The following is a 23,675-nucleotide window of genomic DNA, read 5'->3' on the forward strand; positions in this document are numbered from 1 at the left end:
TGGCTACGCGGCCCTCAAGCTTATGAAGGCGATGCTAATCGCGCCCGCGCACCTTGGCAAGCAGGCTTGTGGGGCCGATTGATACGGTAACATCAGGGGGTTGCGACCATCTAGCCCCTCCCCTTCAGGGGAGGGGTTGGGGTGGGGGTCATCGGCCTTGCGTAAGGCCGATGACCCCCACCCGCTGCGACTAAGCCAGCAAGCTGGCAAGCCTCGCTGCCTCCCCTGAAAGGGAGGGATGGATTGCGTCAAATCGCCCCGTGGCAGTGCTTGTACTTGCGTCCCGACCCGCAGGGACACGGCGCGTTGCGGCTGATCTCCAGCGCGGCATAGGGATTTTCGCCCTCGGGCAGATCGGGCCTCGGCACCTGCATCGGCGGCAGCGTGTTCGCGATCACGCCCAGCGCGCCCGCGTCGATGTCGCCGCTATTGTCCTCGCCGGTGAACGGATCGATGTGCGTCGTCAGGAAATCGGGCAGGTCGGGGAGCGGCATCGGCTCGGGCTCTTCGAAGCGCAGGTCGATGCGCGCAACGGTGCGCGTCACGTCCTCGCGGATATTCGACAACATGCGCTCGAACAGCGCGAAGGCTTCCTGCTTATATTCGTTGATCGGCTGCTTCTGCGCATAGGCGCGCAGGAACACGACCTGACGCAGCGCGTCGAGGGTCGAGAGATGCTCCTTCCAATGATGGTCGAGCGTCTGGAGCAAGACCGACTTTTCGATCCCCTTCCACGTCTCCGCATCGACGAGACCGGCCTTCTCGGCGGCGACCGCGTCGGCCGCCTGCTGGATGCGCTCTTCGAAGATTTCGGCATCGACCGCATCCTCCTGCATCCATTCATCGATCGGCGGCGACAGGTCGAGGATGTTGGCGACGCGTTCCTTCATCGCCTCGACATCCCATTGTTCGGGATAGCTGCCCGGGGGGCACGCGTCGGCGATGATCGAGTTGACCGTCTCGGCGCGCATCGCGGTCATCACCTCGTCGACCGTCTCGCTGTCGATGATCTCGCCGCGTTGTTCGTAGATGACCTTGCGCTGGTCGTTCATGACATTGTCATATTCGACGACCTGCTTGCGGATGTCGTAGTTGCGCGCTTCGACCTTCTTCTGCGCGGTCTCGATCGCCTTCGACAGCCATTTCGACCCGATCGCCTCGCCGTCCTCCAGATTCTTGTTCATCATCTTGGAAAAGAGCGTGTCGGGGCCGAAGATGCGCAGCAGATCGTCGTCGAGGCAGAGGTAGAATTTCGACAGGCCGGGGTCGCCCTGACGCCCCGAACGGCCGCGCAGCTGGTTGTCGATGCGGCGGCTTTCGTGGCGTTCGGTCGCCAGCACGAACAGCCCGCCGGCGGCCAACACCGCCTCGCGCTCGGCTTCGACCTCGGCCTTGATCCGCGCGATACCCGCGTCGCGCTCGGGGCCTTCGGGCAGGTCCTTCAACTCGTCGTCGATGCGGAATTCTTCGTTGCCGCCGAGTTTGATGTCGGTGCCGCGGCCCGCCATGTTCGTCGCGATCGTCACCGCGCCGGTGCGTCCCGCCTGCGCGACGATATGCGCTTCGCTCTCGTGGAAGCGCGCGTTGAGGACGCTGTGCGGAACGCCGTCCTTTTCAAGAAAGGACGACAGCAACTCGGACTTTTCGATCGACACGGTGCCGACGAGCACCGGCTGGCCGCGCTCGTTCGCCTCGCGGATCGTCTTGGCGATCGCGCCGAACTTGTCGGTGATATTCTTGTAAAACTCGTCTTCGTCGTCCACGCGCGCGATCGGGCGGTTGGTTGGAATGTTGACGACATTCATCTTGTAGATGTCGAAGAATTCGGCGGCTTCGGTCGCCGCGGTGCCGGTCATGCCCGAAAGCTTCGGATACATGCGGAAATAATTCTGGAAGGTGATCGATGCCAGCGTCTGGTTCTCGGGCTCGATCTGCACGCCCTCCTTCGCCTCGACCGCCTGATGCAAGCCGTCGGACCAGCGGCGCCCGTCCATCATGCGGCCGGTGAACTCGTCGATGATCACGACCTTGCCGTCCTTGACGATATAGTCGGTGTCGATGCGGAACATCTGGATCGCTTTCAACGCCTGGTTGACGTGATGAACGACCTGCGTGTTTTCGATGTCGTAGAGATTGTTGCCCTGAAGCAGCCCGGCCGCTTCGAGCAGCCGCTCGACATGCTCGGTGCCGTCTTCGGTCAGGTTGATCGATTTGGACTTTTCATCCTTCTCATAATCATCCTCGGTCAAATGATGGACGACCTCGTTGACGCGGATATAAAGCTCGGACTTGTCGTCGGTCGGGCCCGAGATGATCAGCGGGGTGCGCGCTTCGTCGATCAGGATCGAATCGACCTCGTCGACGATGCCGAAGTTGAATTCGCGGTGGACCATCTGCTGGCGGTCGAACTTCATATTGTCGCGGAGATAATCGAAGCCCAGCTCGTTATTCGTCGCATAGGTGATGTCGCTGTTATAGGCGTCGCGGCGCTGCATTTCGTTGAGGTTGGGGACGATGATTCCGGTCGTCAGGCCGAGGAAGCCGTAGACGGTGCCCATCCATTCGGCGTCGCGCGTCGCGAGATAGTCGTTGACCGTCACGACATGGACGCCCTTGCCCTCGAGCGCGTTGAGGTAACAGGGCAGCGTCGCCATCAGCGTCTTGCCCTCGCCCGTCGCCATTTCGGCGATCTCGCCGCGGTGAAGGACGACGCCGCCGACCATCTGCACGTCGAAATGGCGCATGCCGAGCGTGCGGACCGCCGCTTCGCGCACCGTGGCAAAGGCTTCGGGAAGGATGTCGTCGAGCGTCTCGCCGGCGGCGAGCCGGTCGCGGAATCTCTGCGTCTGCGCCTGGAGACCGGCGTCGTCGAGCGCCTGCATCGCGGGCTCGAACGCGTTGATCTTGTCGACGATCTTGCGGATCGAAGCGACATAACGGTCGTTGGACGAGCCGAACAGGCTCTTGGCAAGGCCAGCAAACATGGGTTTTTCCTTGGGATCAGAATGAAATGGCGGCATTGTGGCCGCGAAAATACAGGAAACGAGCCCCTATCGCGGGGCGGCGCCTCGGGAGGGCGCAGACATCGCCACGCTATTCGAGCGCGCGGTCGCTACCGGTAAGCAGGCCGGGAAGGTACGGCGGAGCCGCCTTGCGCGGCTTGCCGCTGCCGCTCGACGTACGTCGCGGCGGAGTCGTGGTGGTGGGGCGGCGCTCGCTCTCGCTCGCTTCGGCCTTGCCCGCCGTTTCGGCCAGCAAAACCAGTGCCCCCATCGCCGCCGGCGTGGCGGGCGCAGCCACCGCCCGGTCGGCGGTCGCCAGGCCGGTCAGCAATGCCAAAAGGGTCAGCAATAACCGCAAGAATCGCCCCTATATACGTCCGGAGCGTGGAATATTGCGCCCCGTTCCCTGAACATAGGGTGAAAGCGGGGCGGCGTCTAGGGGCGGTTGCCACCCCATCTCGTCATCCGGGCGAAGCCTGTCCTGAGCGCCTGCAAGGCAGTCGAAGGGGCCGGGATCTCACCCTGTCAGGTTAACGCACCGGCGAGATCCCGGCCTTCGCCGGGATGACGAAATGGCTTATTCGGCTGATTCCAGCCCCGGATTCAGGCCCTTCACTTCGATCAGGAAGCTTTTGGGCTTCTTGAACAATTTGCTTTTTCGATTGACCTTCAGGCCGACGGTTTCGGCCAGTTCCATCACGAAATGAACGCAGTTGCGTTTGTTGAGGCTGTAGCTCGGCTGTTCGCGGTCGCGCCATTCGGCGACCTTCGCCAAAACCCGGCCATAGGTCGCATCGTCGATCGTCACGTCGAACTGGCGGTCGCTCTTGGCGATATAGTCCGCCTTCGAAGATTCGACCTTGCCCTTCACCGATCCGAAGAGGATCGCGGGGCTGACCGATGTCGCGGTAAAACCGTAATTGACGTCGACGACCTCTCCCGTCGCGTCGAGCGTCCCCTTCATCACGATGAAGGCGTGCGGGAAACGATCACCGAAATCATGGCTGTAAAAGCTCACGACCACGTCGGCGCGCGCCGGGGCGGAAAGGCCCGCGCACAGCATCAACAGCGACAGGAGGATCAAGCGAAAGCCGCGGGTCATCCCCGCCCTCTTAGCGAGCGCCGCCCGATCTTGCCAAGCCGCGATTGCCGCTTGACCGCGGCGCCGACTTCGCATCATGTCTCATTGACATCGATGTAAGGAGGGGCCGGATGGCACGGAAAGCGATTTTCATCACCGGGGGCGGATCGGGCATCGGCCGCGCGGTCGCGCGCCATTTCGCGGGGCAAGGCTGGTTCGTCGGCATCGCCGACGTCAACCGCGCCGGGATCGACGAGACCGCGGCATTGCTCCCCGAAGGCGCGTCCTCGCGCCATGTGATGGACGTGCGCGACCGCGACCAGTGGCGGGCCGCGCTCGACGAGTTCGCCAAAGCGAGCGGCGGCCGCCTCGACGTCCTCTTCAACAACGCCGGCATCGGGTCGGGCGGGCAATATATGGATATGGATCCGCAAGAGGCCGACCGGCTGATCGCGATCAATTTCGGTGGGGTCGTCAACGGCATTTATGCGGCGCTACCGCTGCTGGGGGCGACGCCGGGATCGGCGATCCTCAACACCGGATCGGCGTCGGGCTTCTATGGCGTCGCGGGCCTCGCGGTCTATTCGGCGACGAAGTTCGCGGTCCGCGGGCTGACCGAGGCGCTGGAGATAGAATTCGCCAAGCACGGCATCAAGGTGCGCTCGCTGATGCCCGGCTTCATCGACACGCCGCTGCTCGATCAGGTCAGCGCCGACAGCAACGAACCCGCGCGCACCCGCCTGTCGGCCAGCGGGTTCGAGATTTCGCCGGTCGAGGATGTCGCGCGCGCGGCGTGGGACGCGGTGCATGGCGACCGCGTCCATATGCCCGTCGGCAAGATGGCCAGGCGGCTGTCGCGCCTCGCGCGCTGGTTCCCCGGCCTGATCGTGCGCCAGTCGAAGAAGATCGACGGGCTGGGCACGGCGGGGCATTGAGCTTCGGGGTCCGCTTTGGGGTGGATTGACGACATTAGCTTATTCGTCATCCCGGCGAAGCCTGTCCTGAGCGTCTGCAAGGCAGTCGAAGGGGCCGGGATCTCGCCGGTGCGTAAAACCGTTAGGGTGAGATCCCGGCCTTCGCCGGGATGACGATGAAAAGGATGGCGGCAACCGCTCGAAACCTGCCCCTCCAACCGAAGCTATTTCCCCGCCCCGCAGGTCACCGATCCGCTGCCGACATTGCGCACCGTGCAAACCGGCCGCCCGAGCACGACGACCTTGCCGATCCCGCGCGCGGTGACCGCGGCGCTCTTGACCGCGTGCAGGATGTGGTCGCCCGCGCCCTCGCTGTCGCTGATCAGTTCGCCCACCGCCAGCGCGCCGGCATCGAGCGCGCCCGCGCCCGACAGCGTCATCCGCGCGGTCTTGGCGGCGCCGCCGAGCGTCATCGTGCCGTTGCCGATCATCGCCACCTGCAACCGGTCGGCCGCGATCTCGCCGACGGTCAATTCCCCGGGACCGCGCAGGCCGACCATCGCGCGCTGTCCCTTCAGCTTGTCGATCCGGAGCGAGCCGGCCCCGGCCAGCGTCGCGCTGTTCAGATGCGCCGCGTTCACCCGGATCGTCACCGGTCCGCGCGGCCCCCGGCGCTTTTCATCGCCGGCGAACTGGCGCTGGCCGATCACCAGCTTGCCGTCGCGCGCTTCGAGGCTCAGCCGGTCGAGCGCATCCTGCGGCCCCGTCGCCACCGCGCTGACGGGCGCGCGCGTCACCACCTCGACCAAAACATCGGCGGTCACTTCGATCGCCTCGAAGCTGGTAAGGCCGAAGCGTTTCTCGGCCGCCGACGCGGGGCTGGCGAGCGACAGGGCGGCCGCCGCGACGGCGACCCCCCTTGCGATGGATGGCAGGGCGCTGGTCATGCTGCCGCCCTAGTCTTTTCGGCCCGGCAGCACCATAGCCGCGTCAGTTGCAGGTCGCGGTGCCCGATCCCATCGTGCGCGTCGAGCATTTGCCGCCGCCCCCGATCGTCGCATCGCCGGAACCCAGAATCGAAATGTCGGCGCTGCCGCTTGCCTTCGCATCGACGTCGCCCGATCCGGTGATCGACACGTCGAGCGTCGTCGCGGCGAGCCCGCCCGCCGCGATATTGCCCGATCCGGTCACGTCGAAATTGCCCGACCCGATCGTGCCGCCGCCGACCTCGATATCGCCCGACCCCGACACGGTGACTTTGGCGCTCTTGCCGTTCAGTGCCGCGACCTTGAGGTCGCCCGATCCGGTCACGACCGCCTCGACCGTGTCGCCGTCGACCGCATCGGCGTCGATCTCGCCCGATCCGGTCAGCCGCACGGCGCGAAGCGCCGGCATGGTGATCGCGATCTCGACATCATTGTCGTCGCCCCGGAAGCTGAAACCCGAATTCTTGCGCCCGATCGACAGCATGTCGCCGTCGAGTTCGATTTCGAGCTCGTCGATTACGGCTTTCGGCCCCTTGGCGGTGATCGAAAAGGCATCGCCGCGGCGAATGGTGACGTCGTCGGGCCCCGCGACCTTGACGCCGGTGAAGCCCGAGACGTCGAAGCTCTGCGTCGTCAACGGCCCGGCGTCGACCGTGCGTTTGTCATTTCTGCCGTCGCTCGTCACTTCGGCGCTGCACGCCGTGACGGTCATCGCGAGAGCCAGCGGCAGTGCCGCCATCGTCCAGTTACGCATCGCAAAATCTCCTTCGTGTGTTATTTACGTAACACACGCCCGCCGCCATTGTCCAGTGCAAGCCGCCATCTTGTCGCCACCTTCGTGGGCCAGAGGCGCGCATCTTTCAGGAAAGAGACGATGAGCGTAGCCTTTCGCCGCGAGAGCGACGACGAACATAAAGAGCCCGAGTATGAACTGCCGATCCCGGTCGGGCCGAATCTCGTCACCCCGCGCGGCCTTCGCCTGCTCGGCGAGGAGGTCGTGCGCCTCCAGGCGGCCATCGCCGCCGAAACCGACGAGGAAGCTCGTAAGAAACTCCAGCGCCGGCTGCGCTATTTCCATACCCGCCAGGCGACCGCCGACGTGCAGGCACCGGCCTCGGGCGATGTCGCCTGCATCGGCAGCCGCGTCCGCTATGCGCTGAACGGCACCGAGCGCGCCGTCACGATCGTCGGCCATGACGAGGCCGACCCCGCCGCGGGCCGTATCGCCTTCACCGCGCCGCTCGGCCGCGCCTTGATGGGCACCGAGGCTGGTGACATGGTGGCATTTCAGGGGCGCGAGGATGCGATCGAAATCCTTGCCGCCGCCGCCGATCGGGAGGTCATGGCATGAAGGACAAGTTCGAGCGTCACAAGCAGCCGTGGACCGCGGCCGAGATCGACAAGCTCCACACGCTCGCCAAAAAGGGCATGGCATTGAAAGCGATCGCCAAGGCGCTGACGCGCAGCGAGGAATCGGTGAAAGTCCGCGCCAAGGCCGAGGGCCTCTCGATCGCGAAGTTGCACTGAAACTTCCATGACCGCTCCCGATTATGACGCCATCGTGCTGGGTGCCGGCGCGGCCGGGCTGATGTGCGCCGCGGTCGCGGGGCAAAGGGGGCGGCGCGTTCTGCTGCTCGATCACGCCGAGCAGGTCGGGAAGAAGATTCTGATCTCGGGCGGCGGGCGGTGCAATTTCACCAACATTCACACCGCGCCCGACCGCTATATCTCGGCGAACCCGCATTTCGCCAAATCGGCGCTCGCGCGCTATACGCCCGCCGATTTCATCGCCCTCGTGGACGGCTACGGTATCGCGCATCATGAAAAGACGCTCGGCCAGCTTTTCTGCGACGGCTCGGCGAAACAGGTGGTCGCGATGCTGCTGGGCGAATGCGCAAAGGGCGGCGTCGATGTCCGCTGCGGCCAGCCGGTGCGCGAGGTGACGCACGCCGATGGCGCATTCGGCGTAGCCTTCGGCGACCAGAACTTCACCGCCCCCAATCTCGTCATCGCGACCGGCGGTCCGTCGATCCCCAAGATGGGCGCGAGCGGCTTCGCCTATGATCTTGCGCGCCGGTTCGGGCTGAAGGTCGTCGAGCCGCGCCCGGCGCTCGTTCCGTTGACGCTCGGCGGCGGTGATGTGCTGTTCCGCGACCTCAGCGGCGTCGCGACCCCGGTCGGCGCGCGCGCGGGAAAAACGGCTTTCCGCGAAGCCGCGCTCTTCACGCACAAGGGCCTGTCCGGCCCCGCGATCCTTCAGGTGAGCAGCTATTGGCGCCACGGCGAGCCGTTGACGATCGACTTCCTCCCCGATGCCGCGCCCGGCTGGCTGCTCGAAGCCAAGCGCGCGCGCCCGCGCGCGACGCTCGCCGCGGCGCTCGCGCTCCCCGATCGCCTCGCCCAGACGCTGGCCGAACGCCTCGCGCTGGCGGGCGAACTCGGCGCGCAGAGTGATCGCAAGCTCGCCGAGGCCGAAGCACAGCTCAAACGCTGGCCCTTCCATCCCAATGGCACCGAAGGCTTCGCCAAGGCCGAGGTCACCGTCGGGGGAATTTCGACCGCAAACCTGTCATCGCAAACAATGATGGCCAAAAGCGTTCCCGGCCTGTATGCGGTCGGCGAAGCCGTGGACGTCACCGGGTGGCTGGGCGGCTATAATTTTCAATGGGCCTGGGCCAGCGGATATGCTGCGGGTCAAGCCCTTTAGGAAAAACCCATATAATTCATCGTCATGCTGAACATGTTTCAGCATCCACGACCCAATTTTTTCGGACTCAGGCGATAGACCCGGGCCGAATCCCGGGCGGCGAAGAACGAAACCACGGCGCCTTTGCCGTTCCAGGATAAGAAGAACAAAATGCCTTTCGAAAATCTTTCTCCCGTCCTTTCGGACGCCCTTACCGCGCGCGGCTATGAAGCGCTCACCCCCGTGCAGACGCATGTGACCGAGGCCGAGGCCAAGGGCCGCGACCTGCTCGTCTCCGCCCAGACCGGCTCGGGCAAAACCGTCGCCTTCGGCCTCGCGATGGCCGACGAGCTGATCGAGGACGGCCGCCTGCCCTTCGCGACCTCGCCGCTCGCGCTGATCGTCGCCCCGACGCGCGAACTCGCGCTGCAGGTCAGCCGCGAACTGAGCTGGCTTTACGGCAAGGCCGGCGCGCGCATCGCGACCTGCGTCGGCGGCATGGACGCCAGCAAGGAACGCCGCGCCCTCGGCCAGGGCGTGCAGATCGTCGTCGGCACGCCGGGACGCCTGCGCGATCACCTCGAGCGCGGCGCGCTCGACCTCAGCGCGCTGCGCGTCGCCGTGCTCGACGAAGCCGACGAAATGCTCGACATGGGCTTTCGCGACGATCTCGAGGAAATCCTCGACGGCACCCCCGAAACCCGCCGTACCTTGCTGTTCTCGGCGACGCTCCCGAAGCCGATCGTCCAGCTCGCCAAGCGTTACCAGCAGGATGCGCTTCGCATCTCGACCGTCGGCGAAGACCGCGGCCATGGCGACATCGCCTATCAGGCGGTGACCGTCGCGCCCGCCGACATCGAGGGCGCGGTCGTCAACCTGCTCCGCCTGCACGACGCCGAAACCGCGATGCTGTTCTGCGCGACGCGCGACAATGTGCGCCGCCTTCACGCCAGCCTGGTCGAGCGTGGTTTCTCCGCGGTTGCCTTGTCGGGCGAGCATAGCCAGAACGAGCGCAACCAGGCGCTGCAGGCGCTGCGCGACCGCCGCGCAAAGGTCTGCGTCGCGACCGACGTCGCCGCGCGCGGCATCGACCTGCCGACGCTCAGCCTCGTCATCCATGTCGAAATCCCGCGCGACGCCGAGGCGCTCCAGCACCGTTCGGGCCGCACCGGCCGCGCGGGCAAAAAGGGCACCGCAGTCATCATCGTCCCCTATCCGCGCCGCCGCCGCGTCGACGGCATGCTGCGCGGCGCGCGGATCAACGCCGAATGGATGGATGCGCCGACCGCCGCCGATGTGCGCGCGCGCGACCAGGAACGATTGATGGAGAAATTGCTGACGCCGGTCGAGCATGAAGCCGAAGATATCGAACTCGCGCAGCGCCTGATGGCCGAGCGCACGCCCGAAGACATTGCCGCATCGCTCGTTCAGGCGCACCGCGCGCTGATGCCGCCGCCCGAGGATCTGCTCGACAACGGTCCGCGCGGCCGCGACGCCGCCGGCCGCCCCGAGCGCGGCGAGCGTTTCGAGCGGCCGGAACGCGGCGGCGAACGCCGCGACGGCTTCGAGGACAGCGTCTGGTTCCGCCTCAACATCGGCCGCCACCAGAACGCCGACCCGCGCTGGATCCTGCCTTTGCTCTGCCGCCGCGGCCATGTGAGCAAGAACGAAATCGGCGCGATCCGCATCGGTCCCAAGGAAACGATGTTCAACATCCCGCGCGCGATCGCCGACCGCTTCGCCGAGGCGGTGGTGCGGACCGCAAATCAGGATGGCGAGGACGATAGCGGCGTGTCGATCACCCCCGCGCCCGACGGCCCCACCTATCCGCCGCGCCGCGATAAGGGCCCGCGCGACGGCGCTCCGCGCAACACGCTCGGCCGGGCGCCCGGCGGCGATCGTGGTTTCGGTGATCGTTCGGGCCCGCGTGGCCCGGGCGGCCCGGGTGGCAACGACCGCTACAAGCCCAAGCCGTACGGCCAGCGCAGCCCGCGTCGTCCGAGCAAGTAGCGAACCATCCCTTCCTCTTTAGAGGAGGGGCTTTCATCGCACCGACCTTGCGCTCTTCTCTCCGGTCCACCAGATGGACCGGAGAGCAGGAGAGCGGCGCATGCAAGCGATCGAAGCCTTTATCGAAAGCCAGGGCGGACCCGAGGTCATCGACTGGCGCGAGGTGACGCTCGGCGATCCCGGCCCCGGCGAGGTGCTCGTCCGCCAGAGTGCGGTCGGGCTCAACTATCTCGACACCTATCACCGTGATGGGACCTATCCGATCGACCTCCCCGGCGGGCTGGGCGTCGAAGCCGCCGGCGAGGTGATCGCGATCGGCGCCGACGTTCACGGCCTCCAGCCCGGCGACCGGGTCGCGACCTTCGGGCCGCAGCGTAATGCCTATGCGTCGGCACGGCTCGTCCCCGCATCCTCGCTGTTCAAGCTGCCGCCCGGCATCGACGATGAAACCGCCGCCGCCGCGCTGCTCAAGGCCTGCACGGTCGAGGCGCTCGTCGACCGCTGCGCCAGGGTCGAAGCGGGCACGACCGTGCTCGTCCACGCCGCGGCGGGCGGGGTCGGGCTGATCCTCGTCCAGTGGCTGAAGGCGATTGGTGCGACGGTGATCGGCACGGTCAGCACCGAAGCGAAGGAGCACGCCGCGCGCGAAGCCGGCGCCGACCATGTCATCCGCTACAAGCAGGACGATGTCGCCGCGCACGTCCGCGAAATCACCGACGGCCAAGGCGTCCCTGTCACCTTCGACGGCATCGGCATGGCGACGTGGGCGACCTCGCTCAAAGCGACCGCGCGGCGCGGGCTCATCGTCAGCTACGGCAATGCCGGTGGCCCGGTGACCGGCGTGAACCTGGGCATCCTGGCGCAACATGGATCGCAGTTCGTCACCCGTCCGACCCTGTTCGACTATTACCACCTTCCCGGCGAGCGCGCCGCGGGCGCCGCGCGCGTGTTCGAGATGATCGAGGGCGGCGCGGTGAAGATCACCGTGGGCCAGCGTTATTCGCTGGAGGATGCGGCACGCGCGCACACCGACCTCGAAGCCGGGCGCACGACGGGGTCGAGCCTGCTGATTCCCGAGCATCCATAGACCCTTCCCGCTGGCGGGACGGCAGCGCGTTTTGACTCAGCGTCGCCGGTCCGGCGAAAGGGCTATTGGCCCGAACGCCCGATCGTCCAGGTCGCGAGGACCTCCTCGCTCGTCGGGTTTTCGAGCCGAACGGTGTCGATACGCGCGCCGATGACGCAGATCGGGCGCTGCTCGGCCCCGGCGGGCTGGATGCAGCGGATCGGCGCATTCCCGGCGATGGCTTCGATCCGGCCCGCAATACGCAGACGGAATCCCCGCGAACCGTCGAATTTATCGGCGGCGACGCGCGTCACCGTTTCGAACGGCCGCCCGTTGCGGCGCCCGTCGCGATCCGCATCGCCTTCGAAGAATTGAGCGATGGCGAGCGTCTGCCCAGGTAAAGTGAGCGGTTCGACGCCGCGCGAGAAGGCCTGTCCCGCGCGCGGCGGGCAGGCGCCGCTGCTCGACCAGGGCCGCGTGATCCAGAAGCCTTCGGCGGCGCCGGTGGTCGCCCGGTTGTCGAGATTCCAGTCGGCCTTGCTCCACATCGTCGGCTTGACCGACACGCGCAGCGTCCCCTCCGCTTCGTCATAGCGCCACTGCATAGGCAGGCTGGTTTCGGCCTCGCTCGGCCCCCCGCATCCGAACGGCAGCAGCAGTTCGAAACGGCGCCCGGCAGCGTCGGCCACCGCCTTTGGCATGGCCTCGCCCGACGCGAAAGCATCCGCCGCACGCTGCGTGAGCGCGATGAGGTCGCCGCGTCCGAGGTCTTTGGGCGTTTCGGGGACGGGCGCCGGGGTGGGCGCCGGAACGACGACGGGCACGGGCGCCGGGGGCACCGGCGCGGTCGTCCGGCCGAGAAAGAAGCCGCCACCGCCGACGACGAGAATTGCGGCGAGTCCGCCGGCGATGGCGAGCCGGCTGGTTCTGACGCTGGGTTCCTGCATCGTCCCTCGATAGCAAATCCGCGCGCATCCTCCAGACCCCAAGCAAAATTTTTTTGTCGTTGGACATTGACTTGGGAGCGATGCCGCATGACGCAGGATCGATGTCGGTGGACCAGATCCTGACCTTGTTCGTCCTCGCCGCAGTGGTCGCGGCGCTCATCTGGGACAAGGTGCGAGCCGATGTCGTCGCGCTGACCGGCGCGGCGGTGCTGCTGATGACGGGGGTCGTGCGGCCGGTCGAGGTGCAGAGCGCTTTCGCCAGTCCGGCGATCATCGCCCTCGCGTCGCTGTTCGTCATCGCCTATGCGCTCGAACTCGCCGGGCTGCTCGACCGCGCCATCGCATCGGCGGTCGCGATGTGCCGGCGGCTCGGCACCGGCGGTATCTGGCTGCTGCTCTCGATGATCGGCTCGGTATCCTGCTTTCTCAACTCGACGCCGATCGTCGTCCTCGGCGCGCCGGTGATTCGCGACGTATCCACCTCGCTGGGACTTTCACCCAAGCGTTTCCTGATCCCGCTGTCCTACGTCACCATCCTCACCGGCTGCTGCACCCTGATCGGCACGTCGACCAACCTGCTCGTCGACGACATGGCGAGCGTCGCGGGGCAGCCGCGTTTCGGCATTTTCGAAATCACGCCCGTCGGCATTCCGATGGCGCTCGCCGGCGGGCTCTACCTTTTTCTGGTGAGCGGCCGGCTGCTCGGCGGGCGTTACGCGGCCGAGGAACGCGAGGGCGCGCCGGCCGAGATCGATCAAGCGCATATCGGCAGTGCACAGATCGGCGATGCCCGCCTGTTCGAGGTGAAACGCCCGCTCCAGCCGCTGAAGGCCGCGATCGCGCTCGTGACATTCGTCGCGGCGGTCGCGCTCGCGACGATGGGCGTGGCACCGATCGCGGCGACCGCCTTCGCGGGCGCCGTCTTGCTGATCCTGCTGCGCGTGATCAGCGCCGACGAGGCCTATAGCGGGCTGAGGCCCGAAATCCTGATCCTGATCGCGGGCATGGTGGTGATCGGCATCGCGATGGAGCAGAGCGGGCTCGCGGCCGAAGCATCCGAGCTGCTCATCAACAGCGTTCACGGCCTCAACCCGCTGATCGCGCTCATCATCCTTTATCTCCTGACGATGATCCTCACCGAACTTTTGTCCAACGCGACCGTCGCGGTGCTCATCACGCCCGTCGCGGTGGCGCTCGCCGACAGTCTCGGCGTCAGCCCGCGGCCCTTCCTCGTCGCGGTGATGATGGCGGCGAGCGCCGCCTTCGCCACGCCCTTCGGCTATCAGACCAATGTCATCGTCTATCAGATGGGCGGCTATCGCTATCTCGACTTCGTGCGCATCGGCCTGCCGCTCAATATCATCACCTGCGTGGTGGCGATCATGGCCATCCAGTTCTTCTTTCCGTTCTAGGTCCTGATCCTATTCGACGCGGCGAAACCGGATGGCGGTCCCGCCGCCGGGGGCGAGGCTTAGCGTCAGCGTGTCGGCGCGGGTGACCTGCCGCTTCTCGATCGTCAGCGCGCCCGGATTGCTGCGATAATCGGCGCCGGGACCGTCGGCATAGATCTGCGCCTCGTAGCGCGCACCCGGCGCGAGGAAGGCCAGCGGCTGCCGAAGCTCGCGCGCCTCTTCGTCTCCGATCGCGCCGAGATACCAGTCGCCGCCGCCGCGCTGCTGTCGCGCGACGACGATATAGTCGCCGATCGCGCCCTGGAGCGTGTGCGATCGCTCCCAGTCGGCGGGCACGTCGCGGATGAACCGGAACGCGTCCGGCCGCGCTTCGTAATTTTCGGGGAGGTCGGCCGCCATCTGGATCGGCGAATAGATGACGACATATTCGGCGAGCTGGGTCGCGAGCGTCGATTGCACCCGCCGCGTCAGCTCGGTGCCGCCGCGTGCGATGTCGAAGATGCCGGGCGTATAATCCATCGGCCCGCCGAGCATCCGCGTGAAGGGCAGGATCGTCATATGTTCGGGCGGATTGGTCGGATTGCCCCAGGCGTTGAATTCTTGCCCGCGCGCGCCCTCGCGGCTTACCCAATTGGGCCAGGTGCGGCGCAGCCCGGTGTCCTTCACCGGCTCGTGCGTGTTGATCGCGATGCGATGCTCCGCGGCGCGCTTCACGACGTCGAGATGGTGGCGCACCATATATTGGCCCGCGAACCATTGCATCCCGCCAGCCCCATCCTTGATCGTCCCGCTGTGGCGGACATAGCCGGTCTTGATCAACGACACGCCGTGGTCGGCGTAGAGTTTCAGCGCGGCGTCCAGCTGCCGCGCATAATTTTCGACCCCGCCGCCGGTTTCATGATGGCCGATCAGCTTGACCCCCTTCGCCTTGCCGTAGCGCGTGATCTCCGCAAGGTCGAAATCGGGATAGGCGCGGGTGAAGCTGAACTTGTCGCCATTGGCGATCCAGTCGCCGTCCCAACCCTTATTCCACCCCTCGACGAGCACGCCGTCGAATCCATATTGGGCGGCGAAGTCGATGTATCGCTTCACGTTGGCGGTGTTCGCGCCATGCTTGGGGCCGCTGCCCCAGGTCGATTTCTCGAGGTGCATTTCCCACCAGATGCCGACATATTTGCCGGGCTTGAACCATTGGCCGATGCCCGAAACCTTGCTCGGCTCGTTGAGGTTGAGCGTGATCCGGCTGTCGGCGAGCGCACCAGGGGTTTCGCCGACGAGGACGGTGCGCCACGGCGTCGTAAACGGCCCCGTCTTTTTCGCGAGTATGCCGTCAGGCCAGGGCATCAGCCAGGCATTATAGGTGCCCGCGCCATCGCCTTGCAGCAGCATCGACGGGAAATCGACCAGCGCCGCTTCGTGGAAGCTGAGATAGAGGCCGTTGTCACCCTTCAGCGTCAGCGGGGTTTCGGCGAGCGTGATCCGCCGCGCGTCGGTCTGTTTATAGAGATATTCGTCGCGTTCCTGCCCCAGCCCCTCGTACCACCAGGCCTGATACGCGCCGACGGTGCGGAACTGGCTGTGGTCGGCGACCACCGACACCGCCTGCCCGGCGGGGATCGCGCCATAATCATAACGGAAGCCGAAGCCGTCGTCGAAGAGGCGGAAGGTCACCCCGACCGCCCGGTTGAGCGGCGTGTCGCCGGCGAGCGTCACCGACAGCTGATTGTGACGGTCGCGGATCAGCCTTTGCTCGCCCCACGGCTGTTCCCATGTCGTATCGACCGAGCTTCGCCTGGCGGTGCCGAGGCCCGCGAAGCGCGGATCGGCTTCTCCCGCGAAGCGCAGCCCGAGCCGCGACGGCGCGATGACCGTCACGCCGCCACGCGTCACCCGATAGCGCGCCTCGCCATTTTCGACCGATACGCACAGCTCGAGTATCTTGCCGGGGGACTGCGCACATTCGCGCGCCGCCGCAGGCGAAGCCATGGCGAGCATCGACAGGCCGAACAGGGGAAGCGTCTTCAGGTTCATCGCGTCTCTCATACTGGGGGGAAGATCGTTATGCCCGGAAAGCGGCGGTCAGCTGCCGCCGCAACGCGGCGTGCTCGTCGGGGCGCATCGGACCGAGCGCACCGCGCAGCGCCGCCGGGATATGCGCCGCCGACACGTCGGGATCGCCGAACACATGCGTATCGAACATCGCCCGCCAATAGGCGCGCTCGCCCGGCGGCAGTTGCTTGAGCGCGAGCAGCGCGGCGAGGAAGATGGTGTTCGGGCTTTCGACACCCGTCGCCGCATCGCCCCACCAATAATTGACCATCGCATTATAGGGATCGAGCGAGGCGACATGATGCCACCAATATCGGGGGATGAAGATCGCATCGCCGGGATCGAGCGTCGCGACGCGCGCGGCGGCGAGCGCATCGCGAAAGCGCGGAAATCGTCCGAAATCGGGGTCCTCCGGATCGACGAGCGACAAGGGCGGCGGATTGTCGAGCGGCCCGATATAGAGGTTCGCGACCTGATCGGGCGGGAACAGGGTGAAACGCCGCCGCCCCGCGATCACGCAGGCGAGACCATGGTCGCGGTCGTTGTGCGTCTGCGTCTTCACCGCGCCGCCGAGCCACAGCTTCGGCCCGACGTCGGCGGGCAGCAGCGGCATCGGGTTCTGGCGGACGAAATCGGGCAGCGCGTCGGCGAGCGTCAGCATCTGGATCGCAATCGTCGGCACATTGTCTTGTCCGATCAATCCTTCGATCCGCGCCAGCGTGCTCCGCAGCGGCGCGTGGCGCTTGGTGAAGGTGAATTCGCGCATGTCGGCGCGATAGGCGAAACGTCCGCGCGCCCGCGCGGGTGCCTCCATCACCGGCACCGGCGTCCCGCGATCCAGGCCCGCCAGATAGGCGTTGAGGCGGCCGGGCGAATGGCGCCCGGCCGCCAGCGCGACCCAGTCGTCGATCAGCCCCTTGATGACGACGGGAATGCCAGCCGTGACGAGCGCGGCGAAGTCGGCGGGTGCGGGTGCGGCGCGCGCCGCGATGCGCGGCAGGGGGGCGAGCGGCGAACAAGCGACCACGACGCGATCGAGGCGCGCGGGTTCAGTCATGCGCAGGCTGCAGGATGCGCGCGAGACAGGCGTCGTGCGTCGGCTGGCGCAGCACCGCTTCGCGCACGAAACCGAGCATCTTGCGGAAATGCGCCTTCACCTCTTCGGGGGGCAGCCGGTCGGCGGCGGGACGCCAGCTTTGGGGGATGATCCCGTGCCCGACGAGCAGCGCGCGCCAGCTGTCGGGCGGCAGGCTCTCATCCTCGAGCGGCGGAAGTTCGCCGCGTGCGGTGAAGAGGTCGATCCGGTGCGTCAGTTCGTCGGGCACCGGCAGCGCGCGCGCCGCGTCCCAGAAGGCGCCCGAATAGCGCTGAAGCGCATGGTGCGCCGTCTGGAAATCGGCGACGCGCGCGAAATGCGAGCGCAGGACGCGATTATATTCGGCGCGCCGTGCTTCATAGCCGGCGCCGTCGGCGGGATAGGCGGCAAGCAGATGCACGATAGCGAGTTGCAGTCCGTGCAACGCGAACCCGTGGACCGGATCGAAAACGCACGCCGCATCGCCGAGGGCGATAACATTGCCCCCCCATGGCTCCGCCGCGACGCCCGCCGCGAACGGGCGGATCGTCACCCCTCCGAGCGGCAGGCCGACGATCTTTTCCGCCGCTTTCAGCGCCGCTTCGTCGGTGGTCAAGGCGTGCGAAAAGACATGCTGGATGTGGATATGCGTCAGGCTGGGGAACAGTCCGGTCCATCCGCCCTCGCTCGCGCGAATTTCGGCATAGGCGGGCAGCGCGGCGGGGCGCGGCGCCAGCGCGCGCAGCACCCGGTCGCCGGGCGTGTCCCACGCCTCGAAACCATCGCCGCCAGACAGCAGACGTTCGCGCGTCAGATCGGCGAACAGCGCGCTTTCGATCCGCCTACCGTCGTCGAGCAACAGCGCCGCGATCCCGTCGCCACGCTCGACGGTGATGTTCGCCGCCTCGAAGAGTTCGACACCCAGATGCCGCGCGATCGCCTGCAGGCTCTTGGCGTAAGCGGCGGCGGGCAGATGATAGCCGTAATCGCTGCGGCCGTAGACCTCGCTGTCGGTGTCGGGGAAGAACAGCCGCCCGCCGAGCGCCGCGCTCGCGGTCAGCGAGAAATCGTCGAGCCCGACGCCGAGGCCGTGATGGCGCGCCCTGACCCAATGCGGGAAGAAATCGCCGCCGTCGATCGCCGTCCCATGGGCGCCATAGCTGTGTAGGAAGGACGGCCGTCCCGCGCCGCTCGCATCGACGAAATTCTGCCCGAGCGTGAACGCCCCGCGCGTGTTCCGCAGCAAGGCCGCCTCGTCGATGCCGATCTGATTGTGCAGCGCCTCGATCGCGGGCAGCGTCGGATAAAGGTCCGCCGCCCCCGCTTCCGCTGGCAATTCCACCGCGCGCACCGCGACACCCGCGGGCCCCAGCGCGCGCCGCAGCGCCGCCGCGGCAAGCCACAGCGGCGCATCGCGGCCGACCAGCGTGATGCCCCGCGCGCCGCTCATGCCGCGCTCGCCGCGGGCGGGCTCGCCGCCTCCGACGCGCAATAGCCCGCGATGAAATCGGCATGCGGCGTCATGTCGGCGGCGTTGACCGCGATCCGCATCGCAAGATCGTCGAGCCGCGCCTGCAAGTCTGCCGCCGGCAGGCGACGAGTTAGCGGACTCGCCGCCGACGGCAGAACGCCCTGCCCCTCGAGCACCGACAGCCAGCTGTCGCGCGAGAAAAGGCCAAGCTTGTAATCGGGCGCGACCGCGCTTTCGCGAAACAGCGCGAGCTTGTGCGCGAGGCTGTCGGGGAGCGGCATCGTCCGCACATGGTCCCACAGCGGTTCGCCGATGCGCTCATTGGCGGTGTAGTGGAACACCAGAAAATCGCGGATGCGGTCGTGGTGGATTTCGAACAGGCGGTTGAATTCGCGCACCATGCGCGGGTCGACGCGCTCGCCGCGCCGCGGCACCAGTCCGGCGAGGTCGGTCGTCGCGGCCTGGATCAGGAAGATGCTCGTCGATTCGAGCGGTTCGAGAAAGCCGCTCGCGAGCCCCATTGCGACGACATTGCCCGCCCAGCCCGCCGCGCGGCGTCCGGCCTGGAAGCGCAGCAGCCGCGGCTCGTCGAGCGCCGCGCCGTCGAGCGCGTCGAGCAGGGTCCGGCGCGCTTCTTCTTCGCCGCAGAAGGCGCTGGAAAAGACATGGCCGTTGCCGATCCGGTGCTGAAGCGGGATGCGCCAGGTCCAGCCGCCGCGCTGCGCCGTCGCGCGCGTATAGGGGGTGAGCGGCGCGACGCTCGCGCACGGCACCGCCAGCGCGCGGTCGCAGGGGAGCCACGCGCTCCAGTCGAGCCACGGCACGCCCATCGTCTGGCCAAGAAGGAGCGAGCGGAAGCCCGAGCAGTCTATGAAGAGATCGCCCGCGACCTCGTCGCCCGAAGCCAGCGTCAGGCTCGCGACATCGCCGCTTTGGGTATCGCGCACGACATCGAGGACCTTGCCCTCCATGCGGCGGATGCCGCGCGCCGTCGCCCATTTGCGCAAATAGGCGGCATAGAGCCCGGCGTCGAAATGATAGGCATAGCTGTAGGTCGAGCGGATCGATTTCGGGTCGTCGTTCGGATGTTCGAAGCCGTTGGCGCGCGCCGCGGCGACCGCGAAGCTGTAATCCTGTAGCGAGCGGCCGTCGGTGCCCGCGAGCCGCGCGCGCGCCCAGTGATGCTGGAAATCGGCGCTCGCCCAGCGATCGCCGAAGGTGCCGAACGGATGAATGTAGCGCGCGCCGGGCCGCAGCCAGTCGACGAACTCGATGCCGATCTTGATCGTGCCGCGCGTCGCGCGCATGAACTCGGCCTCGTCGATGCCGAGCCTGTCGTTGAAGCTCTTGATATGCGGCAGCGTCGCCTCGCCGACGCCGACGGTGCCGATCTCGTCGCTTTCGATCAGGGTGATGTCGTAATCGGCCGCCGCCAGCAGGCCCGCGAGGCCCGCCGCGCACATCCAGCCCGCGGTGCCGCCGCCCAAAATGACGATGCGATAGGGCTCAGACGTCATGGCCGGTCCAACCTCCCTCTATCCGGCGTCGGAGCGCGACCGGCGCATGGCCGGCCGCGCTCCGACGGCATCAGAATTTGACGCGCGCCCCGAACTGGAAGCGGCGATCGACGCGGCCCCAGTTCGCATCGCGATAGACGGGCTTCGCCCCCGGGGTCAGCGGCGTGTCGCCGAAGATCTGCTGCTGATAAACCGCCGTCGTGTTGAGCAGATTCTGACCCTCGACCGACAGCTCGAGCCACGGCGTCGGCGAGATGCGGAGCGACGCGTCGAGGAAGCCGACCGATTTCTGGAACACCGGCAGGCCGATGCAGCAGTCGAGGTTGTTGGTCAGGAAGCGCGAGCGCCAGTTGTAGGCGACGCGAAAGGCGACCGGTCCCTTTTCGTAGAGGCCGACAAGGTTGAAGGTGTGCTTCGAAATGCCCGCGAGACGGTGCGAGTCCATCACCACGCCGCGGCCGCCCGACACGTCGAGCCCGGCGCCAAAGCCGCCGGTGCCGCCGCCGTCGAGTGCGCCCTGCGTCACCAGATTGGAATTGCTGATCCCGCTCTGCCGGACATGAGTGTAGTTCGCCTGCGCGCCGAGGCCGCTGAGCAGGCCGGGCAGGAAGTCGAAGAAGGTCTGGAAACCCGTTTCCAAGCCATAAAGCTCGCCGCCGTCCTTCACGTTGCGCGGTCCGCGCATCAGCACCGTCTGTTCGGACCCGTTGTTGGTGAAGAGACGTTCGAATTCGCCATAAGCGACGGTGTTGCGCAGCTTTTTATAGAAGATGTCGGCGTGGAAGGAGGTGCTGCCGGCATAATGTTCGAAGGTAAGGTCGAACTGGTCGGCGAGGATCGGTTTCAGCCCGGCAAAGCCCGACTCGGCGCGGAAGGTGAAATTATAGCCGGTGATGTTGCCCGCGCCGTCGCGGATGATGTTCGGGCTGTCGGCGGATCCATCGAACGACGGCGTCTGGATCGCGACGAAATTCCGGAGCAGGCCGAAGTCGGGCCGCGCCATCGCCCGCGAATAGGCGAAGCGGATGAAATTATTGTCGTCGAGCCCCAAGCGAACGTTGAAGCTGGGCAGGACCGTCGTGTAATCGGCCTTCAGATTGTTCGGCACGGCCGCGCCATTGGCGAAGGCCTGAATCTCGGGCGTCAGGAAACAGGCCGGATTGACGACGTCGCCCGGCGGCAGCGGCGTCCCGCACGGCCGGTTGAGCACCGGCGTGAAGATCGAGGATTGCGGGAAGCCGACATTGCCGACGCTGTCGATGTCGGTGCGCACGACGCGCACGCCGATATTGCCGCGGACGTTCATCCCGCCGAGCATCGCATTGTCGCCGCCGAAGCCCAGCATCGCATAGGCCGCCTTGGTCTTTTCGGTGACCTCCATCACCTCCGACGGGGTGAAGCAGCCGACCGTCGCCTCGGTGCGGTCGCAGATCGGGGTCCAGCCGGGAAGGATTGGCGGATTGACGTTCGATCCGCGGAGGCCATCGACCAGCCGGTCGCGGTCGCGCAGCGCATCGCGGCTCAGATAGACGAGTTCGCCATTGTCGAAGACGCCCCCGTTATAAAAGCCGCCGCCGAGGCTGACCGGTTCGAACAGACCCTGGCCATATCCGTTGAAATCGGCGCGCGCGCCGCAGCCGGCGGGATAGGGCGCGGCCGAGCTGTTATCGACGTTGAATCCCGGCCCGTTGCAGTTCCACGGCGCCGCGATCGGCGTCCAGTTGAAGGTCGAATAGCGGACATTCTGGTTGCGGTCGGTGTAGCGGACGCCGACCTTCAGCGAGTCGATCCAGTCATTGCCGTCGAAATCATATTCGGCGTCGGCCTTGAGCGCGAGTTCCTCGGCGTCATTGTCCTCGAGATGCGCCTGGATGAAAGGCATCCAGTAATTGTGCGGATTGGCGAGGCCGCCGTCGGCATAGTTGATGTTGGTTCCGGGCAGCAGCTTAATGTTCGGTGTGCCGTCCTTGTTGACGCTATATTCGTAATCGGCGGCCGACGCGGTCGCGACGAGGATGTCGTCGTTCGTCGTCCTGGCCTTGATCCATTGCGCATCGAAGTTGAGCTTGAACCGGTCGGTCACGTCCCACTGGAGGTTAGCCGACAGATCGCGCGTGCTTTCGCGATGGTCGAAATTGCGCGCCTCATTCTCGAAATAAAGGCCGTTGCGATCGGGAACGGCGCAGGTCGAGCCGGGGCCGCAATAATTGACGAACGGCAGCCCGGGCACCGCCGAGCCGGTGTCGATCATCTCGGCCGCGCTGCCGAAGCTGCCGCGCCAGCTGCCATAGCCCTGACTGAGCGTCGCGGAGCGCAGCATGCCGTCGGGGCCGAAGGTGAAGCCCGCATTGCCGGTCGGGGTGCGGAGGATCGACGATCCGACGGGATTGAACGCCGGGGTGCCGTAATAGGTGCCCTCGAGCTTCGCGTGCGAAACATTTTCGAGCCACGCATTGTCGTATGACGACTTGATGAACTGCACCGTCGCGCGGACATCGCCCGTCGGGCTTTCATATTGTCCCGCGAGCGCGATCCCCTCGCGCGTGCGGTCGTAATCGACCTGCGAATAGCGGATGCCGTCGGGAAGATAGGCCCAGCCCGTCCCGCCGAACGGGTTGGCGGTACAGGCGACGCTGCCGTCGGGATTGACGATCCCGTTGCCTTCGGCATCGACCGCGCCCGCCGAGCAATAGGTGCGGATCTTGTCCATGATCACGCTTTCGGTGCGCGTGACGAGGTGGCTGCGCGCATAGTCGGCCATCAGGCCGAAGCGGCCGATGTCGGTGTCGAAGGTCTTGCTGACCAGCACCGAAAATTCGCCGTTCCACTTGTCCGAGCGGTCGCCATAGGTCGCCTTGGCGTTCGCGGCGACGACCAGCCCCTTCTCGTCGAGCGGCAGGCGCGTGCGCAGGTCGACGGTGCCGGCGATCCCGCCTTCGATCATGTCGGCGGTCTGGTTCTTATAGGCATCGACGCGCGACATCAGCTCGGGCGAGATGTCGTTGAAGTTGAGCCCGCGATAGCTGTCGGCCGAAAAGCTGTCGCGGCCGTTGATCTCGGTCCGCACAAACGTCAGCCCGCGGATCAGCACCCCGGCGGGCTCGCCCGAAGGGTGGGTGCTGTCGTCGGTCGACTGCAGCCGCGAAACGGTGATGCCGGGAACGCGCTGAAGCGCGCTGGCGACCGAATTGTCCGGAAAGGCCCCGATGTCGGTCGCGGTGATCGAATCGACGACGGTCAGCGCATCGCGCTTGCGGTCCTGCGCGTCCTGCAGCGCCGCGCGCACGCCGACGACGACGATCTCGTCGCTCGCCGCCGCACTGTCTTCGGCGGGCGGCGCATCCTGCGCCAGCGCCGGCGACGCCATCAACAGGCCGGCGGTCACTACCGGCAGCGAAGCGCCCAACAGCATACGCCCGCGACATTTTACGAATCCCTTGAGCCTCATCGCTCTCCCCT

General features: G+C 66.5%; 18 protein-coding genes. 7 read left to right on the top strand and 11 right to left on the bottom strand.

The features are described from left to right. Window positions 1–248 precede the first annotated feature (248 nt). The 3 genes from secA to GGR90_RS13840 form a co-directional block, all read right to left on the bottom strand. The gene (gene secA / locus GGR90_RS13830; protein WP_167922021.1) at window positions 249–2,984 is read right to left on the bottom strand and encodes a preprotein translocase subunit SecA; all 2,736 of its coding nucleotides are present in this window, start codon (window positions 2,982–2,984) and stop codon (window positions 249–251) included. Between the two features lie 109 nt (window positions 2,985–3,093). Next, window positions 3,094–3,360, bottom strand: a complete 267-nt coding sequence (locus tag GGR90_RS13835; protein ID WP_245198663.1) for a hypothetical protein — start codon at window positions 3,358–3,360, stop codon at window positions 3,094–3,096. A 219-nt stretch (window positions 3,361–3,579) separates the two neighbouring features. Continuing rightward, entirely contained in the window at window positions 3,580–4,104 is a 525-nt protein-coding gene (locus GGR90_RS13840) for a hypothetical protein (protein WP_167922022.1), read from the bottom strand. A 110-nt stretch (window positions 4,105–4,214) separates the two neighbouring features. On the opposite strand from GGR90_RS13840, the gene GGR90_RS13845 reads away from it, so the two are divergent. After that, window positions 4,215–5,018: an SDR family oxidoreductase gene (locus GGR90_RS13845; protein WP_167922023.1), complete on the top strand. Its 804-nt coding sequence runs from the start codon at window positions 4,215–4,217 to the stop codon at window positions 5,016–5,018. Window positions 5,019–5,221: 203 nt separating this feature from the next. Here GGR90_RS13845 and GGR90_RS13850 read toward each other — a convergent pair whose 3' ends face one another. Both GGR90_RS13850 and GGR90_RS13855 read right to left on the bottom strand, forming a co-directional pair. Next, window positions 5,222–5,944: a head GIN domain-containing protein gene (locus tag GGR90_RS13850; protein WP_167922024.1), complete on the bottom strand. Its 723-nt coding sequence runs from the start codon at window positions 5,942–5,944 to the stop codon at window positions 5,222–5,224. Between the two features lie 43 nt (window positions 5,945–5,987). Next, the gene (locus tag GGR90_RS13855; RefSeq protein ID WP_167922025.1) at window positions 5,988–6,737 is read right to left on the bottom strand and encodes a head GIN domain-containing protein; all 750 of its coding nucleotides are present in this window, start codon (window positions 6,735–6,737) and stop codon (window positions 5,988–5,990) included. Between the two features lie 120 nt (window positions 6,738–6,857). Between GGR90_RS13855 and GGR90_RS13860 the strand changes: the two genes are divergently transcribed. The 5 genes from GGR90_RS13860 to GGR90_RS13880 all read left to right on the top strand — a co-directional run bounded on the left by GGR90_RS13860 (window position 6,858) and on the right by GGR90_RS13880 (window position 11,766). Further along, entirely contained in the window at window positions 6,858–7,334 is a 477-nt protein-coding gene (locus GGR90_RS13860) for a GreA/GreB family elongation factor (protein WP_167922026.1), read from the top strand. Further along, window positions 7,331–7,510 carry a hypothetical protein gene (locus GGR90_RS13865; protein WP_167922027.1) on the top strand — a complete coding sequence of 60 codons (180 nt, stop codon included), beginning with the start codon at window positions 7,331–7,333 and terminating at the stop codon, window positions 7,508–7,510. The genes GGR90_RS13860 and GGR90_RS13865 overlap by 4 nt, the downstream gene beginning before the upstream one ends. A gap of 7 nt (window positions 7,511–7,517) precedes the next feature. Beyond that, on the top strand, window positions 7,518–8,690 hold the full coding sequence (locus tag GGR90_RS13870; RefSeq protein ID WP_167922028.1) for a BaiN/RdsA family NAD(P)/FAD-dependent oxidoreductase: 1,173 nt from the start codon (window positions 7,518–7,520) through the stop codon (window positions 8,688–8,690). Window positions 8,691–8,840: 150 nt separating this feature from the next. Beyond that, complete coding sequence (locus tag GGR90_RS13875) at window positions 8,841–10,679, top strand: DEAD/DEAH box helicase (RefSeq protein ID WP_167922029.1); 1,839 nt, start codon at window positions 8,841–8,843, stop codon at window positions 10,677–10,679. 100 nt (window positions 10,680–10,779) lie between these two features. Next, a complete protein-coding gene (locus GGR90_RS13880; RefSeq protein WP_167922030.1) occupies window positions 10,780–11,766 on the top strand; it encodes a quinone oxidoreductase family protein in 987 nt (328 codons plus the stop codon). A 62-nt stretch (window positions 11,767–11,828) separates the two neighbouring features. Here the strand turns inward: GGR90_RS13880 and GGR90_RS13885 are convergent, their stop codons facing one another. After that, the gene (locus GGR90_RS13885) at window positions 11,829–12,692 is read right to left on the bottom strand and encodes a hypothetical protein (protein WP_167922031.1); all 864 of its coding nucleotides are present in this window, start codon (window positions 12,690–12,692) and stop codon (window positions 11,829–11,831) included. A gap of 80 nt (window positions 12,693–12,772) precedes the next feature. Here GGR90_RS13885 and GGR90_RS13890 point away from each other — a divergent pair, with 80 nt between their 5' ends. Beyond that, window positions 12,773–14,104 (top strand): SLC13 family permease, encoded by a 1,332-nt coding sequence (locus GGR90_RS13890; RefSeq protein WP_167922032.1) that lies wholly within the window; start codon window positions 12,773–12,775, stop codon window positions 14,102–14,104. Between the two features lie 9 nt (window positions 14,105–14,113). Here the strand turns inward: GGR90_RS13890 and GGR90_RS13895 are convergent, their stop codons facing one another. From GGR90_RS13895 to GGR90_RS13915, 5 genes are all read right to left on the bottom strand, one after another. Beyond that, window positions 14,114–16,135: a glycoside hydrolase family 97 protein gene (locus tag GGR90_RS13895; protein ID WP_167922033.1), complete on the bottom strand. Its 2,022-nt coding sequence runs from the start codon at window positions 16,133–16,135 to the stop codon at window positions 14,114–14,116. A gap of 28 nt (window positions 16,136–16,163) precedes the next feature. Continuing rightward, complete coding sequence (locus GGR90_RS13900; protein WP_167922034.1) at window positions 16,164–17,210, bottom strand: cupin-like domain-containing protein; 1,047 nt, start codon at window positions 17,208–17,210, stop codon at window positions 16,164–16,166. Then, window positions 17,203–18,678 (bottom strand): tryptophan 7-halogenase, encoded by a 1,476-nt coding sequence (locus GGR90_RS13905; protein WP_167922035.1) that lies wholly within the window; start codon window positions 18,676–18,678, stop codon window positions 17,203–17,205. The genes GGR90_RS13900 and GGR90_RS13905 overlap by 8 nt, the downstream gene beginning before the upstream one ends. Continuing rightward, window positions 18,675–20,216, bottom strand: a complete 1,542-nt coding sequence (locus tag GGR90_RS13910) for a tryptophan halogenase family protein (protein ID WP_167922036.1) — start codon at window positions 20,214–20,216, stop codon at window positions 18,675–18,677. The genes GGR90_RS13905 and GGR90_RS13910 overlap by 4 nt, the downstream gene beginning before the upstream one ends. A 70-nt stretch (window positions 20,217–20,286) precedes the next feature. Then, a complete protein-coding gene (locus GGR90_RS13915; RefSeq protein ID WP_245198668.1) occupies window positions 20,287–23,622 on the bottom strand; it encodes a TonB-dependent receptor in 3,336 nt (1,111 codons plus the stop codon). Between the last annotated feature and the right edge of the window lie 53 nt (window positions 23,623–23,675).

The sequence above is a fragment of the Sphingopyxis italica genome (genome assembly GCF_011926545.1).
Taxonomy (GTDB): domain Bacteria; phylum Pseudomonadota; class Alphaproteobacteria; order Sphingomonadales; family Sphingomonadaceae; genus Sphingopyxis; species Sphingopyxis italica.

Coding starts and splice junctions, on each gene's coding strand:
- GGR90_RS13865 (WP_167922027.1), top strand. CDS start 7,331: ATGAAGGACAAGTTCGAGCGTCACAAGCAGCCGTGGACCGCGGCCGAG.
- GGR90_RS13890 (WP_167922032.1), top strand. CDS start 12,773: ATGCCGCATGACGCAGGATCGATGTCGGTGGACCAGATCCTGACCTTG.
- GGR90_RS13875 (WP_167922029.1), top strand. CDS start 8,841: ATGCCTTTCGAAAATCTTTCTCCCGTCCTTTCGGACGCCCTTACCGCG.
- GGR90_RS13885 (WP_167922031.1), bottom strand. CDS start 12,692: ATGCAGGAACCCAGCGTCAGAACCAGCCGGCTCGCCATCGCCGGCGGA.
- GGR90_RS13845 (WP_167922023.1), top strand. CDS start 4,215: ATGGCACGGAAAGCGATTTTCATCACCGGGGGCGGATCGGGCATCGGC.
- secA (WP_167922021.1), bottom strand. CDS start 2,984: ATGTTTGCTGGCCTTGCCAAGAGCCTGTTCGGCTCGTCCAACGACCGT.
- GGR90_RS13850 (WP_167922024.1), bottom strand. CDS start 5,944: ATGACCAGCGCCCTGCCATCCATCGCAAGGGGGGTCGCCGTCGCGGCG.
- GGR90_RS13870 (WP_167922028.1), top strand. CDS start 7,518: ATGACCGCTCCCGATTATGACGCCATCGTGCTGGGTGCCGGCGCGGCC.
- GGR90_RS13860 (WP_167922026.1), top strand. CDS start 6,858: ATGAGCGTAGCCTTTCGCCGCGAGAGCGACGACGAACATAAAGAGCCC.
- GGR90_RS13900 (WP_167922034.1), bottom strand. CDS start 17,210: ATGACTGAACCCGCGCGCCTCGATCGCGTCGTGGTCGCTTGTTCGCCG.
- GGR90_RS13855 (WP_167922025.1), bottom strand. CDS start 6,737: ATGCGTAACTGGACGATGGCGGCACTGCCGCTGGCTCTCGCGATGACC.
- GGR90_RS13895 (WP_167922033.1), bottom strand. CDS start 16,135: ATGAACCTGAAGACGCTTCCCCTGTTCGGCCTGTCGATGCTCGCCATG.
- GGR90_RS13880 (WP_167922030.1), top strand. CDS start 10,780: ATGCAAGCGATCGAAGCCTTTATCGAAAGCCAGGGCGGACCCGAGGTC.
- GGR90_RS13840 (WP_167922022.1), bottom strand. CDS start 4,104: ATGACCCGCGGCTTTCGCTTGATCCTCCTGTCGCTGTTGATGCTGTGC.
- GGR90_RS13905 (WP_167922035.1), bottom strand. CDS start 18,678: ATGAGCGGCGCGCGGGGCATCACGCTGGTCGGCCGCGATGCGCCGCTG.
- GGR90_RS13910 (WP_167922036.1), bottom strand. CDS start 20,216: ATGACGTCTGAGCCCTATCGCATCGTCATTTTGGGCGGCGGCACCGCG.